Source organism: Streptococcus infantis ATCC 700779, assembly GCF_000187465.1.
Classification (GTDB): Bacteria; Bacillota; Bacilli; order Lactobacillales; family Streptococcaceae; genus Streptococcus; species Streptococcus infantis.
In genome coordinates, this window is record NZ_GL732439.1 from 334420 (window position 1) to 348112 (window position 13693).

Annotated in this window: 14 protein-coding genes; 13 read left to right on the forward strand and 1 reads right to left on the reverse strand. The window is 40.8% G+C overall.

Going from position 1 to position 13693, the window contains the following annotated elements:
* The first annotated feature begins 17 nt into the window (after nucleotides 1-17).
* From rlmD to whiA, 13 genes are all read left to right on the forward strand, one after another.
* Nucleotides 18-1385, forward strand: coding sequence for a 23S rRNA (uracil(1939)-C(5))-methyltransferase RlmD (gene rlmD, locus HMPREF9423_RS03925; protein WP_006148027.1), 1368 nt, complete (start codon nucleotides 18-20; stop codon nucleotides 1383-1385).
* A gap of 117 nt (nucleotides 1386-1502) precedes the next feature.
* The gene (gene tpiA, locus HMPREF9423_RS03930; RefSeq protein WP_006148028.1) at nucleotides 1503-2261 is read left to right on the forward strand and encodes a triose-phosphate isomerase; all 759 of its coding nucleotides are present in this window, start codon (nucleotides 1503-1505) and stop codon (nucleotides 2259-2261) included.
* A gap of 230 nt (nucleotides 2262-2491) precedes the next feature.
* Entirely contained in the window at nucleotides 2492-4228 is a 1737-nt protein-coding gene (locus HMPREF9423_RS03935) for an ABC transporter ATP-binding protein (protein WP_006155560.1), read from the forward strand.
* A gap of 10 nt (nucleotides 4229-4238) precedes the next feature.
* Nucleotides 4239-6020, forward strand: coding sequence for an ABC transporter ATP-binding protein (locus HMPREF9423_RS03940; protein WP_006148030.1), 1782 nt, complete (start codon nucleotides 4239-4241; stop codon nucleotides 6018-6020).
* A gap of 149 nt (nucleotides 6021-6169) precedes the next feature.
* A complete protein-coding gene (locus tag HMPREF9423_RS03945; RefSeq protein WP_006148031.1) occupies nucleotides 6170-6688 on the forward strand; it encodes a Dps family protein in 519 nt (172 codons plus the stop codon).
* Between the two features lie 127 nt (nucleotides 6689-6815).
* Complete coding sequence (locus HMPREF9423_RS03950; RefSeq protein ID WP_006148032.1) at nucleotides 6816-7322, forward strand: dihydrofolate reductase; 507 nt, start codon at nucleotides 6816-6818, stop codon at nucleotides 7320-7322.
* Nucleotides 7322-7492 (forward strand): hypothetical protein, encoded by a 171-nt coding sequence (locus tag HMPREF9423_RS12215; protein ID WP_000442255.1) that lies wholly within the window; start codon nucleotides 7322-7324, stop codon nucleotides 7490-7492. The genes HMPREF9423_RS03950 and HMPREF9423_RS12215 overlap by 1 nt, the downstream gene beginning before the upstream one ends.
* Before the next feature lie 31 nt (nucleotides 7493-7523).
* Nucleotides 7524-8756 (forward strand): ATP-dependent Clp protease ATP-binding subunit ClpX, encoded by a 1233-nt coding sequence (gene clpX, locus HMPREF9423_RS03960; RefSeq protein WP_006148033.1) that lies wholly within the window; start codon nucleotides 7524-7526, stop codon nucleotides 8754-8756.
* Nucleotides 8757-8764: 8 nt separating this feature from the next.
* A complete protein-coding gene (gene yihA / locus HMPREF9423_RS03965; RefSeq protein ID WP_006148034.1) occupies nucleotides 8765-9352 on the forward strand; it encodes a ribosome biogenesis GTP-binding protein YihA/YsxC in 588 nt (195 codons plus the stop codon).
* 9 nt (nucleotides 9353-9361) lie between these two features.
* The gene (locus HMPREF9423_RS03970; protein ID WP_001140424.1) at nucleotides 9362-9742 is read left to right on the forward strand and encodes a RidA family protein; all 381 of its coding nucleotides are present in this window, start codon (nucleotides 9362-9364) and stop codon (nucleotides 9740-9742) included.
* A 51-nt stretch (nucleotides 9743-9793) separates the two neighbouring features.
* On the forward strand, nucleotides 9794-10684 hold the full coding sequence (gene rapZ, locus HMPREF9423_RS03975; protein ID WP_006155572.1) for an RNase adapter RapZ: 891 nt from the start codon (nucleotides 9794-9796) through the stop codon (nucleotides 10682-10684).
* Nucleotides 10681-11658 carry a YvcK family protein gene (locus HMPREF9423_RS03980; protein ID WP_006148036.1) on the forward strand — a complete coding sequence of 326 codons (978 nt, stop codon included), beginning with the start codon at nucleotides 10681-10683 and terminating at the stop codon, nucleotides 11656-11658. The genes rapZ and HMPREF9423_RS03980 overlap by 4 nt, the downstream gene beginning before the upstream one ends.
* Nucleotides 11655-12566 carry a DNA-binding protein WhiA gene (whiA, locus tag HMPREF9423_RS03985; RefSeq protein WP_006148037.1) on the forward strand — a complete coding sequence of 304 codons (912 nt, stop codon included), beginning with the start codon at nucleotides 11655-11657 and terminating at the stop codon, nucleotides 12564-12566. Before HMPREF9423_RS03980 ends, whiA begins: the two co-directional genes overlap by 4 nt.
* A gap of 31 nt (nucleotides 12567-12597) precedes the next feature.
* Here the strand turns inward: whiA and HMPREF9423_RS03990 are convergent, their stop codons facing one another.
* Complete coding sequence (locus HMPREF9423_RS03990; protein ID WP_006155557.1) at nucleotides 12598-13566, reverse strand: NAD(P)/FAD-dependent oxidoreductase; 969 nt, start codon at nucleotides 13564-13566, stop codon at nucleotides 12598-12600.
* Nucleotides 13567-13693: the final 127 nt, after the last annotated feature.

Consider the following 13693-nt stretch of genomic DNA (forward strand, 5'->3'; position numbering starts at 1 on the left):
CGTGGTATAATAGACTTATGAGTCTTAAAGTCAAACAAAAAATTCCATTAAAAATTAAGCGTATGGGGATTAACGGGGAAGGTATCGGATTTTTCCAGAAAACCCTTGTTTTTGTTCCAGGCGCCCTCAAGGGTGAAGATATCTATTGTCAGGTGACTTCCGTTAAGCGTAATTACGTTGAGGCCAAACTGCTTGAGGTCAATAAAAAATCTAAGTTTCGAGTAGTACCAGACTGCACCATTTATAATGAGTGTGGTGGATGTCAAATCATGCATCTGCATTATGACAAGCAGCTGGAGTTCAAGACGGATCTTCTCCATCAAGCTCTGAAAAAATTTGCACCTGCAGGCTACGAAAACTATGAGATTAGACCAACCATTGGTATGCAGGAACCCAAGTATTATCGAGCTAAACTACAATTCCAAACTCGAAAGTTTAAGGGCCAGGTCAAGGCAGGATTATATGCTCAAAATTCGCATTATCTGGTTGAATTAAAAGACTGCCTAGTCCAAGATAAGGAAACGCAAGCTATTGCCAATCGCATTGCTGAACTCTTGACCTACCATCAAATTCCGATTACAGATGACCGGAAAATCCTTGGAGTTCGGACCATCATGGTTCGTCGAGCACGGAAAACTGGGCAAGTTCAGATTATCATTGTGACCAATCGTCAATTAAATCTGACTCAATTTGTGAAAGATTTAGTCAAGGATTATCCTGAAGTAGTGACTGTCGCAGTCAATACCAATACCGCTAAAACTAGTGAGATTTATGGGGACAAGACAGAGATTATTTGGGGACAGGATAGTATTCGTGAGGGTGTATTAGACTATGAATTTTCTCTTTCACCTCGAGCTTTTTACCAACTCAATCCTGAACAGACAGAAATTCTCTATAGTGAAGCCGTTAAGGCCTTGGACGTAAATGAGAATGACCATCTGATTGATGCCTATTGTGGTGTTGGAACCATTGGTTTTGCCTTTGCCAAAAAAGTTAAAAGTCTGAGAGGGATGGATATTATTCCAGAAGCTATTGAGGATGCCAAAGAAAATGCCAAGCGCATGGGTTATACCAATACTCACTATGAGGCAGGTACAGCAGAGGAGATTATCCCTAGATGGTATAAGGAAGGCTATCGTGCGGATGCCTTGATTGTGGACCCACCACGTACTGGTTTAGATGACAAGCTCTTGGATACCATCGTTAAATACGCTCCTGAAAAGATGGTCTACATTTCCTGTAATGTATCTACCCTGGCGCGTGATCTAGTCCGCTTGGTTGAAGTCTATGACCTGCATTATATCCAGTCGGTTGATATGTTTCCGCACACTGCTAGGACAGAAGCAGTGGTTAAATTGACCAAGCGCAAATCATCTTCTAAATAGAAATAAGAGCACGAAAATTTTTGAAAATCAGCTTTCTGGTTACAGAGTAAAATTTGCAAGCTCCCTCTATTTATGATAAAATAAGTAGAAAATAAAATGAAAAAAGAGGTATGTGAAATGTCACGTAAACCATTTATCGCTGGTAACTGGAAAATGAACAAAAACCCAGAAGAAGCAAAAGCATTCGTTGAAGCTGTAGCATCAAAACTTCCTTCAGCTGACCTTGTTGAAGCTGGGATCGCAGTTCCTGCACTTGACTTGACAACAGTTCTTGCTGCTGCTAAAGGAACTAACCTTAAAGTTGCTGCTCAAAACTGCTACTTTGAAAATGCAGGTGCTTTCACAGGTGAAACTAGCCCACAAGTTTTGAAAGAAATCGGTACTGACTATGTTGTGATCGGTCACTCAGAGCGCCGTGACTACTTCCACGAAACAGATGAAGACATCAACAAAAAAGCAAAAGCAATCTTTGCGAACGGTATGCTTCCAATCATCTGTTGTGGTGAGTCACTTGAAACTTACGAAGCAGGAAAAGCTGCTGAATTCGTAGGTGCTCAAGTTTCAGCTGCTCTTGCAGGATTGACTGCAGAACAAGTAGCTTCATCAGTTATCGCTTATGAGCCAATCTGGGCTATCGGTACTGGTAAATCAGCTTCACAAGACGATGCACAAAAAATGTGTAAAGTTGTTCGTGACGTTGTAGCAGCTGACTTTGGTCAAGAAGTAGCTGATAAAGTACGTGTTCAATACGGTGGTTCAGTTAAACCTGAAAACGTTGCAGAATACATGGCTTGTCCAGACGTTGACGGAGCTCTTGTTGGTGGTGCATCACTTGATCCAGAAAGCTTCTTGGCATTGCTTGACTTTGTAAAATAAGCTTCAAATATCTGAGACAGACAGTTCCCTCCCTCGAGGTTAAGACTGCCTGTCTTCTTTTTAGTAAAAAGGCGTGCGAAAGCACGCTCTTTTCTGCATTTTATACTCAATGAAAATCAAAGAGCAAACTAGGAAGCTAGCCGCAGGCTGTACTTGAGTACGGCAAGGTGAAGCTGACGTGGTTTGAATTTGATTTTCGAAGAGTATTAGAAGAAAAAGAAAGGAGAATCATGCTGTATATTTTGTCTTATCTCAAACGTTATCCCAAGTGGCTAGTGTTAGACTTTCTCGGAGCTATTTTCTTTGTCATTGTCAATCTAGGTCTACCGACTGTTCTTGCTCGTATGATTGACCAGGGGATTAATCAAGGTAATGAAGAAAAGCTCTATTTTTGGGCTATCGTCATGTTGGTTATTATCGTCTTAGGAACATTTGGGCGGGTTGTTCTATCCTATGCTGCTAGTAAATTGACCACCAATATGGTTAAGGACATGCGGAATGATGTCTATGCTAAGTTACAAGAGTATTCTCATCATGAATATGAACAAATCGGTGTGTCTTCACTAGTTACTCGTATTACCAGTGATGCCTTTGTTCTCATGCAGTTTGCAGAACAAACGCTTAAGTTGGGTGTTATCACACCCATGATGATGCTATCGAGTATTCTCATGATTTTCTTGACCAGTCCTTCACTAGCTTGGATTGTAGCTTTTTCAGTTCCTTTTCTAGCTGTAGTAGTCCTTTATGTGGCAGTGAAAACGCGCCCCTTATCTGAAAAACAACAGAAAACACTGGACAAGATAAACCAATATGTCCGTGAAAATTTGATGGGCTTGCGAGTGATTCGTGCCTTTGCTCGTGAAGACTTCCAAGAAAACCGTTTCGAAGAGAAAAATGCAATCTATGCGGATAATTCAAATCGTTTGTTCAAATTGACTGGTTTGACAGAGCCACTTTTTGTGCAAATCATTATTGCCATGATTGTAGCTATCGTTTGGTTTGCTCTTGATCCCCTCAAGCACGGTAGTTTGCAGATTGGGGATTTGGTGGCCTTTATCGAGTATAGTTTCCATGCCCTCTTGTCTTTCCTTTTCTTGTCAAACCTCTTTACCATGTATCCACGTACGGCTGTGTCTAGTGAGCGTTTGAAGGAAATCATGGATATGCCTATTTCCATTGATCCAAATGAGGACGGAATTCAAGAAACAGAAACACATGGTTACTTAGAATTTGATAATGTGACCTTTGCTTATCCTGGGGAAACAGAAAGCCCTGTTTTGCATAATATTTCCTTTACTGCTAAACCGGGAGAAACCATTGCTTTTATCGGTTCGACTGGGTCAGGTAAGTCTACTCTGGTTCAGTTAATTCCTCGTTTTTATGATGTTACACTAGGGAAAATTAAGGTCGATGGTGTTGATGTCCGGGATTACCGTCTCAAATCACTCCGCCAGAAAATTGGATTTATTCCACAAAAGGCCTTGCTCTTTACAGGGACTATCGCAGACAATCTCCGTTACGGGAAAGAGGATGCCAGTCATGAGGACTTGCACCAAGCAGCTGATGTGGCCCAAGCCAAAGACTTTATCGAAAGTCGAGAAGAAGGTTTTGCAACGCATCTGGCCGAGGGCGGAAGCAACCTATCAGGTGGTCAGAAACAACGTTTGTCGATTGCCCGAGCAGTCATCAAGGGCCCAGATATCTATATCTTTGATGATTCTTTCTCAGCCTTGGACTACCGTACAGATGCTATCTTACGCCGTCGTCTCAAGGAAGTGACACAAGACGCTACGGTATTGATTGTTGCGCAACGTGTTGGAACTATCATGGATGCTGACCAGATTATCGTCCTTGATAAGGGTGAAATCGTTGGTCGTGGTCGTCATGAAGAATTAATGGAAACCAATGACATTTATCGAGAAATTGCTGAGTCGCAGCTGAAAAATGCGTCTCTAACAGAAGAATAGGAGGTAAAGGATGAAACAACAATCTAGTCTAGCTCGTCTATGGAGCTATTTAAAAGCCTACCGATTCTCTGTTTTCTTCGCAGTCTTCTTGAAAATAGTCAGCGTCATTATGAGTGTTATCGAGCCATTCATATTGGGGCTTGCTATCACTGAGTTAACAAGAAATCTCCTTGCTATGGCAAATGGTGTTGCAGGAGCGGGTATCAATACCAGCTATATCGCAGCAATTCTAGTGTTCTATCTCTTGCGTGGTCTTCTCTATGAGTTGGGTTCTTACTACTCAAACTACTTTATGACCAATGCTGTGCAGTCTATGGTACAGGATTTGCGAAATGAAATGAGTGAAAAAATCAACCGCATCCCTGTGTCTTACTTTGACAAGCACCAGTTTGGAGATTTGTTAGGCCGTTTTACCAGTGATGTAGAGACTGTTTCAAATGCCCTTCAACAATCCTTCTTACAGATTGTCAATGCAGTCTTTACCATTCTTTTTGTTATGGGAATGGTGCTCTATCTAAATATTCAGTTGGCTATCGTTGTCATTTTATCGATTCCGGTTACCTATTTTGGAGCTAAAATAATTCTGGATCGTTCGCAACCATACTTTAAACAGCAGGCAGCTATATTGGGACGTATGAATGGATTTGTACAGGAAAACTTGACAGGTTTCAATGTTCTAAAACTTTTCGGACGCGAAGAAAACTCTCAAGAGAGATTTGAAAAGATTACGGATGAATTGCAACAGGTTGGATTCAAGGCGAGCTTTATTTCAGGATTGATGATGCCTGCCCTTCATATCGTGTCTGATTTAACTTACTTAATTGTTGCAGTATTAGGTGGATTGCAGGTTATCGCAGGCCGCTTAACCATTGGTAATATGCAAGCTTTCGTTCAGTATGTGTGGCAAGTTAGCCAGCCGATCCAAAATATCACTCAATTAGCTGGACAAATGCAAAGTGCTAAGTCTTCGCTTGACCGTGTCTTCGAAGTTCTAGATGAACAGGAAGAAGTTCAAACTACAGAAGTAAAAGACTTGGCACCATTGACAGGTCAAGTTAGTTTCAAAAATGTCGATTTCCAATATGTGGAAAACAAACCATTGATTCGCAATTTTAACTTAGATGTTGAACCTGGAGAGATGGTAGCTATCGTTGGACCTACTGGAGCAGGGAAAACAACCTTGATTAACCTTCTCATGCGTTTTTATGATGTAACTGCTGGAGCTATTTTAGTGGACGGTCAAGATATTCGAGACTTATCTCGTCAGGACTATCGTCGACAGTTTGGTATGGTCCTACAGGATGCCTGGCTCTATGAAGGCAGTATTAAGGAAAATCTTCGCTTTGGAAATCTTGAGGCAACAGATGAAGAAATCGTTGAAGCTGCTAAGGCGGCCAATGTTGAACACTTTATCCGCACCCTTCCTGGTGGCTATAACATGGAAATGAACCAAGAGTCAAGTAATATTTCTCTTGGGCAAAAACAGTTGTTAACTATCGCGCGTGCTCTCTTGGCGGATCCCAAAATCTTAATTTTGGACGAAGCGACCTCATCAGTCGATACTCGTCTAGAGCTCTTGATTCAAAAGGCCATGAAACGTTTGATGAAGGGGAGAACAAGCTTTGTCATTGCCCATCGACTTTCGACTATTCAGGAAGCTGACAAAATTTTGGTGCTGAAAGATGGGCAGATTATCGAACAAGGAAATCATGAAAGTCTCTTAGCTTCAAAAGGTTTCTATTATGATCTTTATCAAAGTCAATTTTCTAGTAAAAACAGAGAAAATAGCTAGGATAAATAGCCACTCATTTTCTTAAATTATCAGTCAATTACAACTTTTTTAATATGGGTTAATTTTCTTGCTTTTGTCTACTAGGTGTAGTATACTGAGGTAGTAATCAATAAATATGGTTACAAAAATAATTTAACGAGGTGAAAAAAATGGTTGAATTGAAAAAAGATGCATTAAAAGATGTAACAACATTATCTAAGACAGCTCCTGAAACGCTAGTAAAAACGAAGGAAGTCTTGAATCAAGCCGTGGCAGACTTGTACGTAGCGCATATCGCTCTTCATCAAGTACACTGGTACATGCGTGGACGTGGTTTTATGGTATGGCATCCTAAGATGGATGAATACATGGATAGCCTTGATGGTTACCTTGATGAAATCAGCGAACGCTTGATCACTCTTGGTGGCAAACCTTACTCTACTTTGACAGAATTCCTTCAACACAGTGAAATCGAAGAAGAAGTTGGAGAGTTCCGTAACGTAGAAGAAAGCTTGGAACGTGTCCTTGAAATTTATCGTTACCTTATCACTCTTTTCCAAAAAGCTTTGGATGTAACTGATGAAGAAGGTGATGATGTAACCAATGATATCTTCGTTGGTGCTAAGGCAGATCTTGAAAAAACAGTCTGGATGCTTGCAGCAGAATTAGGACAAACACCTGGTTTGTAAGATACTGTATTTTTCTAAAAATCCGTAGAATTTTTCTACGGTTTTTTTCTATTCAGGAGGGCATTCCAAAACAGTCTTTTTTGAAGATTTTTGATAAAATAGAACTATCAATGAAAAGGATGAAAGCATGACAAAGAAAATCGTAGCCATTTGGGCTCAAGATGAAAAGGGTGTAATCGGAAAAGAGGATCGCTTGCCATGGCATTTGCCAGCAGAGTTAAAGCATTTTAAAGAAACAACCTTGAATCATGCCATTTTGATGGGGCGTGTAACCTTTGATGGAATGGGACGACGTTTGCTTCCAGGACGTGAAACCTTGATTTTGACACGCAATCCCGAAGAATCAATTGAAGGAGCTCTGGTTTTCCAAAATGTTGAGCAGGTTTTAGACTGGTATCATCATCAGGATAAGAATCTCTATATCATTGGTGGCAAGCAGATTTTTCAGCTTTTTGAACCTTATCTCGATGAGATTATTGTGACACAAATTCATGCTCAAGTTGAAGGGGATACCTATTTCCCAGAAGATTTTGACTTGACTGTTTTTGAGACTGCTGCAAGCAAATCTTATTCCAAAGATGAGAAAAATGTCTATGATTTTACCATCGAATATAGAAAGAGAAAGGAAGTCTAATGGAGCGCAGTATTTTTGGATTTTTTACAGCTCTTTTGTGTGCTGTCTGTCTTGTAGCTGGAACACACGCTTTTCGTAAAAAGCGCTTTGGACTTGCTACTCTGCTTTGGCTTAATGCTTTTACAAACTTGGTAAATAGCATTCATGCTTTTTATATGACCTTATTTTAGATTGAATGAATAGTTAGAACGGAAGGGAATCATGTCTACAAATAGGAAAAATGATATGATGGTTTATTGCTCATTTTGTGGCAAAAGCCAAGAAGAAGTAAAGAAAATAATCGCTGGAAACAACGCCTTTATCTGTAATGAGTGTGTGGAGTTAGCCCAGGAAATCATTCGTGAGGAGTTGGCAGAGGAAGTCCTAGCAGACTTGTCTGAAGTACCAAAACCAATCGAACTCCTCAATATCTTAAACCACTATGTGATTGGTCAGGATCGTGCCAAACGTGCCTTGGCAGTGGCTGTATATAACCACTACAAACGCATCAATTTCCACGATACGCGTGAAGAGTCAGAAGATGTGGATTTGCAGAAGTCAAACATCCTGATGATTGGTCCAACTGGATCAGGGAAAACTTTCTTGGCTCAGACTTTGGCTAAGAGCTTGAATGTGCCTTTTGCAATTGCAGATGCGACAGCTCTGACTGAGGCTGGGTATGTGGGTGAGGACGTGGAAAATATCCTCCTCAAACTCTTGCAGGCAGCTGATTTTAACATTGAACGAGCAGAGCGTGGAATTATCTACGTAGACGAAATCGACAAGATTGCTAAGAAGAGCGAGAACGTGTCTATCACACGTGATGTTTCTGGTGAAGGTGTGCAACAAGCCCTCCTCAAGATTATCGAGGGAACTGTAGCTAGCGTCCCACCTCAAGGCGGACGCAAACATCCTCAACAAGAAATGATTCAAGTGGATACCAAAAATATCCTCTTCATCGTGGGTGGTGCCTTTGATGGCATCGAAGAGATTGTCAAACAGCGTCTGGGTGAAAAAGTGATTGGCTTCGGACAAAACAACAAGGCCATTGACGAAAACAGCTCATACATGCAAGAAATCATCGCAGAGGATATTCAAAAATTCGGTATTATTCCTGAATTAATTGGACGCTTGCCTGTCTTTGCAGCCTTGGAGCAGTTGACTGTAGATGATTTGGTTCGCATCTTGAAGGAACCAAGAAATGCCTTGGTTAAACAATACCAGACCTTGCTTTCTTATGATGATGTAGAGCTTGAATTTGACGATGAAGCTCTTCAGGAAATTGCAAACAAAGCCATCGAACGTAAAACAGGTGCGCGTGGTCTTCGCTCAATCATCGAAGAGACCATGCTAGATGTTATGTTTGAGGTTCCAAGTCAAGAAAATGTGAAAACAGTTCGTATCACAAAAGAAGCGGTTGACGGAACAGCTAAGCCAATTCTAGAGACAGCCTAGAGGTGACTATGGAAATCAATACACACAATGCTGAGATTTTGCTTAGTGCAGCCAACAAGTCCCACTATCCGCAGGATGAACTTCCTGAGATTGCTCTTGCAGGGCGCTCAAATGTTGGTAAATCAAGTTTTATCAATACCATGCTTAATCGTAAAAATCTAGCTCGTACCTCTGGAAAACCAGGAAAAACACAACTACTCAATTTCTTTAATATTGATGACAAGATGCGTTTTGTGGATGTGCCTGGCTATGGTTATGCCCGTGTTTCCAAAAAGGAACGCGAAAAATGGGGTCGTATGATTGAGGAGTACTTGACTACTCGAGAAAATCTTCGAGCGGTTGTTAGTCTCGTTGACCTTCGTCATGACCCGACAGCAGATGATGTACAGATGTACGAATTTCTTAAATATTACGAAATTCCTGTCATCATTGTGGCGACTAAGGCAGACAAGATTCCGCGTGGGAAATGGAATAAGCACGAATCAGCTATTAAAAAGAAATTAAACTTTGATCCAAGTGATGATTTTATCCTCTTTTCTTCAGTGACAAAAGCAGGAATGGACCAAGCTTGGGATGCTATCTTAGAAAAACTGTGAGGAATACATATGGCAAAAACAATTCATACAGATAAAGCTCCAAAGGCAATCGGGCCTTACGTTCAAGGAAAAATCGTTGGGAACCTTTTGTTCGCTAGCGGTCAAGTTCCACTATCTCCTGAAACTGGAGAAATCGTAGGAGAAACAATCCAAGAACAGACAGAACAAGTCTTGAAAAACATTGGAGCTATTTTAGCAGAAGCAGGAACAGATTTTGATCATGTTGTTAAAACAACTTGTTTCTTGAGTGATATGAACGACTTTGTTCCTTTTAATGAGGTATACCAAACAGCCTTTAATAAGGAGTTTCCAGCTCGTTCAGCTGTGGAAGTAGCTCGTCTTCCTCGCGATGTAAAAGTCGAAATTGAAGTCATCGCAGAGATTGGATAAGCGAGTTGAAGTTTGGTTCTTCCAAACTTCTTTTGATATAAGGAGACTATGATGACAATGAAACAACTTCACCTGGTGATTGTAACAGGAATGAGTGGTGCAGGGAAAACCGTAGCCATTCAATCTTTTGAAGATTTAGGATATTTTACGATTGATAATATGCCACCTGCTCTCTTGCCAAAGTTTTTGCAGTTGGTAGAGACCAAGGATGACGACCACAAGTTGGCCCTAGTGGTGGATATGCGTAGTCGTTCTTTCTTCTCAGAGATTCAGGCTGTCTTGGATGAATTGGAAAATCAAGATGATTTGGACTTTAAAATCCTCTTTTTGGATGCGGCAGATAAGGAATTGGTAGCACGCTATAAGGAAACTAGAAGAAGTCACCCTCTAGCAGCAGATGGTCGTATCTTGGACGGGATCAAATTGGAACGCGAACTCTTGGCTCCATTAAAAAATATGAGTCAAAACGTGGTTGACACAACAGAGTTAACTCCTCGTGAACTTCGTAAAACCATTGCAGAGCAATTTTCGGACCAAGAACAAACTCAGTCCTTCCGTATCGAGGTCATGTCTTTTGGATTTAAATACGGAATTCCAATTGATGCTGATTTGGTATTTGATGTTCGCTTTTTACCAAACCCATACTATTTTCCAGAACTTCGTAATCAGACGGGTGAGGACAAGGCGGTTTATGACTATGTTATGAATCATGAGGAATCTGAGGATTTCTACCGACATTTGTTAGCATTGATTGAACCAATTCTACCAGGTTATAAAAAAGAAGGCAAATCAGTCTTAACGATTGCGATTGGTTGTACTGGTGGACAACATAGAAGTGTTGCTTTTGCCAAGCGTTTAGCAAATGACCTATCTAAAAGTTGGCCTGTAAATGAAAGTCATCGTGATAAAGACCGAAGAAAGGAAACGGTAAACCGTTCATGAGAAAACCCAAAATTACGGTGATTGGTGGTGGAACCGGGATCCCTGTTATTTTAAATAGTCTACGGGAAAAAGACGTCGAAATTGCAGCCATAGTAACCGTTGCGGATGATGGTGGTTCTTCAGGTGAATTGCGTAAGAATTTTCAACAGTTGACACCTCCAGGGGATTTACGTAATGTCCTTGTAGCCATGTCAGATATGCCAAAATTCTATGAAAAGGTCTTTCAATACCGTTTTTCAGAGGATGCTGGTGCTTTTGCTGGTCATCCATTAGGAAACATTATCATAGCTGGATTATCTGAAATGCAGGGTTCGACCTATAATGCCATGCAATTGCTGAGTAAATTCTTCCATACTACAGGAAAGATTTATCCCTCTAGTGACCATCCTTTGACGCTCCATGCTGTCTTTAAAGATGGATCAGAAGTTGCTGGGGAAAGTCACATTGCAGATCATCCAGGTATGATTGACCATGTCTATGTGACAAACACTCTAGATGATGAAAAACCGCAGGCTAGCCGTCGAGTTGTCAATACTATTCTTGAGAGTGATATGATTGTCTTGGGACCAGGTTCACTCTTTACTTCGATTTTACCTAATATCGTCATTGAAGAAATCGGTCAGGCACTTCTGGAAACTAAGGCAGAGATTGCCTATGTTTGCAATATTATGACTCAACGTGGAGAAACGGAGCATTTCTCAGATAGTGATCACGTAGCAGTCTTGCATCGTCATTTGGGCCGTCCATTTATCGATACTGTCCTTGTTAACATCGAAAAGGTTCCGAGGGATTATATGGACACCAACCGTTTTGATGAATATCTGGTTCAGGTTGAACATGATTTTGAAGGCTTGCGTCAGCAAGTTCCTCGTGTTATTTCATCCAATTTCTTACGTTTGGAAAATGGGGGAGCCTTCCACGATGGTGATTTAATCGTAGATGAGCTCATGCGAATCATACAGGTGAGAAAATGAGTTTTACAGTAGCAGTAAAAGAAGAAATTCTAAGTCAGCATCACCTGAGTCGTCATGAATTGTCAGCTATTATCAAGATGTCTGGTAGTATTGGCTTATCTAGTTCTGGTTTGACCTTGTCCGTCATAACAGAAAATGCTAAGTTGGCTCGACATCTCTATGAATCTTTCTTACACTTCTATGGAATCAAGTCAGAGATTCGTCACCACCAGAGAAGTAATCTTCGGAAAAATCGTGTTTATACCGTATTTACGGATGAGCGAGTCCAAGAACTTTTAGCAGATTTGCGTTTGGCCGATTCATTCTTTGGTCTGGAGACTGGGATTGATCCAGAGATTTTAGGAGATGAGGAAGCTGGACGTGCTTATCTTTGTGGAGCCTTTTTGGCAAATGGGAGTATTCGGGATCCTGAGTCAGGCAAGTATCAGTTAGAAATAAGTTCTGTTTATCTGGACCACGCCCAAGGGATTGCTTCGCTCTTACAGCAGTTCTTGCTAGATGCAAAGGTTATCGAACGAAAAAAGGGGGCAGTGACCTATCTTCAACGAGCTGAAGATATTATGGATTTCCTGATTTTAGTGGGAGCCATGGAGGCGAGAGATACTTTTGAAGGTGTCAAGATTCTCCGAGAAACTCGGAATGATCTCAATCGTGCTAATAATGCGGAGACAGCAAATATCGCTCGTACTGTTTCAGCGAGTATGAAAACCATCAACAATATCAGTAAAATCAAGGATAGAATTGGTTTGGATAATCTTCCAGCAGATTTGCAGGAAGTAGCGCATTTACGTATCCAACATCCGGACTACTCTATCCAGCAATTGGCAGACAGTTTGACAAATCCACTCACAAAAAGTGGTGTCAATCATAGATTGCGAAAGATAAATAAAATTGCAGATGAACTTTAAAACCACGAATCAAAGGATTCGTGGTTTTTTCTTATAGACTAGTAGAGTGTTTTGGTTGTACTTTTTGTTCTGGATCAATGTAGTTAATGGCATTGTTAACTGCAGTAGGTGCTTCACCTAGACCTGTCGCAATCAAGTCAATCTTACCTTCGTAGTAGCAGCAGTCTCCAATAGCGTAAATTCCTGCCTGACTTGACTCTTGTTTACTGTTGACGATAATCTTATGACGATTCAGTTCTAATCCCCAATTTTTAAGATTACCGACAGAAGATTTGAAACCATAGTTGACAAAGAGGTGGTCCAATTCAATGGTTTCAGTCTCATCGGATTTGACTTTTGTGATTTCAAGTTTGTCTAAAGTTTTTCCATCTCCTAGGAGTTGACTTGGCACAAATGGTGTTTTGATGCTAACAGATGATTCTTGAAGGGCTTGGACACTATGTTCAAGCGCACGGAAGTTGTCCCTACGGTGAACAAGTGTAGTAGGAGCAATCTTTTCAAAAGCTAAGGCCCAGTCCACAGCTGAGTCTCCTCCACCCAGGATGGTTACTTTTTTGCCAGCATATTGTTGAATGTTAGAAACGTGGTAGTGGATATTTTCATAACTATCAACACCATCCAATTCAAGTGGACGCGGTTTAAAGGCACCTCCACCCATAGCGATAATGACAGCTTTACTAGTATGAGTTCCTTTAGTGGTTGTAATCTTAAAAACACCATCTTCTTTTTCAATTTCAAGAACAGTTTCATTGAGATGGGCTGGTGTATCAAACCCTTGTAATTGTTCTAACAAGCGATTAGTTAATTCTTCACCAGTGAGATTTGGGAAACCTGGGACATCAAGAATTTGTTTTTCAGGATAAAGAATGGCAGGTTGGCCACCTAATTGAGGAAGAGAGTCAATGATTTGTACTTTAGCTTGACGTAAATTAGCATAAAAGGCTGCGAAAAGACCAACTGGGCCACCTCCTACGATGGTGATATCAAATAGTTCAGACATGGTTTCTCCTTGTTTCATTTTTATCATTTTATTCTATCATATTTTCTGCAAATTTAAAATGAGGTAGGGGGGAGAAAATTTCCATTAAAAATGGTATAATGAAGAGAAGCTTTTTTGGAGAGGGGAC

What these genes read in the sequence shown, in the direction of transcription:
- HMPREF9423_RS12215 (WP_000442255.1), top strand. Translation starts at nt 7,322, where the DNA reads ATGGAGCGCAGTATTTTTGGATTTTTTACAGCTCTTTTGTGTGCTGTC.
- HMPREF9423_RS03945 (WP_006148031.1), top strand. Translation starts at nt 6,170, where the DNA reads ATGGTTGAATTGAAAAAAGATGCATTAAAAGATGTAACAACATTATCT.
- clpX (WP_006148033.1), top strand. Translation starts at nt 7,524, where the DNA reads ATGTCTACAAATAGGAAAAATGATATGATGGTTTATTGCTCATTTTGT.
- HMPREF9423_RS03980 (WP_006148036.1), top strand. Translation starts at nt 10,681, where the DNA reads ATGAGAAAACCCAAAATTACGGTGATTGGTGGTGGAACCGGGATCCCT.
- rlmD (WP_006148027.1), top strand. Translation starts at nt 18, where the DNA reads ATGAGTCTTAAAGTCAAACAAAAAATTCCATTAAAAATTAAGCGTATG.
- HMPREF9423_RS03935 (WP_006155560.1), top strand. Translation starts at nt 2,492, where the DNA reads ATGCTGTATATTTTGTCTTATCTCAAACGTTATCCCAAGTGGCTAGTG.
- yihA (WP_006148034.1), top strand. Translation starts at nt 8,765, where the DNA reads ATGGAAATCAATACACACAATGCTGAGATTTTGCTTAGTGCAGCCAAC.
- rapZ (WP_006155572.1), top strand. Translation starts at nt 9,794, where the DNA reads ATGACAATGAAACAACTTCACCTGGTGATTGTAACAGGAATGAGTGGT.
- HMPREF9423_RS03970 (WP_001140424.1), top strand. Translation starts at nt 9,362, where the DNA reads ATGGCAAAAACAATTCATACAGATAAAGCTCCAAAGGCAATCGGGCCT.
- tpiA (WP_006148028.1), top strand. Translation starts at nt 1,503, where the DNA reads ATGTCACGTAAACCATTTATCGCTGGTAACTGGAAAATGAACAAAAAC.
- whiA (WP_006148037.1), top strand. Translation starts at nt 11,655, where the DNA reads ATGAGTTTTACAGTAGCAGTAAAAGAAGAAATTCTAAGTCAGCATCAC.
- HMPREF9423_RS03950 (WP_006148032.1), top strand. Translation starts at nt 6,816, where the DNA reads ATGACAAAGAAAATCGTAGCCATTTGGGCTCAAGATGAAAAGGGTGTA.
- HMPREF9423_RS03990 (WP_006155557.1), bottom strand. Translation starts at nt 13,566, where the DNA reads ATGTCTGAACTATTTGATATCACCATCGTAGGAGGTGGCCCAGTTGGT.
- HMPREF9423_RS03940 (WP_006148030.1), top strand. Translation starts at nt 4,239, where the DNA reads ATGAAACAACAATCTAGTCTAGCTCGTCTATGGAGCTATTTAAAAGCC.